General features: G+C 50.2%; 1 protein-coding gene. It reads right to left on the bottom strand.

Going from position 1 to position 1,022, the window contains the following annotated elements:
* Nucleotides 1–643: 643 nt before the first annotated feature.
* Nucleotides 644–853: a helix-turn-helix domain-containing protein gene (locus tag HY30_RS17495; RefSeq protein WP_034744040.1), complete on the bottom strand. Its 210-nt coding sequence runs from the start codon at nucleotides 851–853 to the stop codon at nucleotides 644–646.
* Between the last annotated feature and the right edge of the window lie 169 nt (nucleotides 854–1,022).

The following is a 1,022-nucleotide window of genomic DNA, read 5'->3' as shown; positions in this document are numbered from 1 at the left end:
GGGAGCCAAAGGGCTCAGGTCACTATGCAACGGTGAAAGCGAATTGATAGCTCATGTCGCCGCAGCCGAATCGCACGCGGCTTTGTCTAACGCTAGGTTTTCCGGGGGTGTCCGCAGTCGGCTCGATGACCTGGCGCCGGCGGCCGGTCAATTTTTCTGATTTCGTATCCCTCAAGCGCACCCAGAATCCGATCAACCAATTCGCGTGTGGCTTGGTCTCCGTCGATAGGCAATTTACTCGCCAATGCCTTACGCAGCCTGAGGGGCGCGGCTCGAATAGCTACATAGATGGTTTGATCGATATCAGTCATGATGACTAGGAAGCATCAGAACGTAGATAGAACAACGTTTGCCGTGATACGATCTTGTGAAAATTTATGGATTAGATCTGAAGTCCTCTGAGGCGTTTCAATGCGATGATGTTTAGGTCACACAACAAGTGTCACACAAACTGTCACACAAGCATGTGGCGCCCGGCGATTGGAACTCTGTATTTTTGAATAAAATCAACGATATTGGGGCGAGCTAAAGTAAATGGCGGAGAGGAAGGGATTCGCTGCCACAGCCTTCTTCACAGAGAGGATATGAGCGGTTCGCTGCTAGTTTATCTAGGGATCGTCCACCCATACTATTTCGAGCTTCGTTATGGAGATTGGAGAAGCAAATATGCTTCGATGCCCAAGGCGTCGGCAAGCTTTGCCACTACGTCTATTGTCGCACTGTAACTGCGCCGCTCAAGTAGGCTGACGTAAGTGCGGTCAATGTCTGCAAGATGTGCCAGCTCTTCCTGCGAAAGGCCAGCCTTGCGTCTATACCGCTTCAAGTTCAACGCGAATATCTCTCGAATTTCCATTTTCGAGACTGAATTGAATTGCAGAGTATATTGCCACGGAGTATACTCTGAATTGAATTTTGGTTGTGCTGCTTAGAGCTGTTGCCGGATTCCAATCATCGCCGGCTGCAGGAACCGCCCCCTATGCAGGATCGAAAACGAAACCCCGGTTTTCAACGCGCAGAGACAC

Source organism: Hyphomonas chukchiensis, assembly GCF_000682695.1.
GTDB classification, from domain to species: Bacteria; Pseudomonadota; Alphaproteobacteria; order Caulobacterales; family Hyphomonadaceae; genus Hyphomonas; species Hyphomonas chukchiensis.
This window is presented reverse-complemented; position numbering and strand designations above follow the sequence as displayed.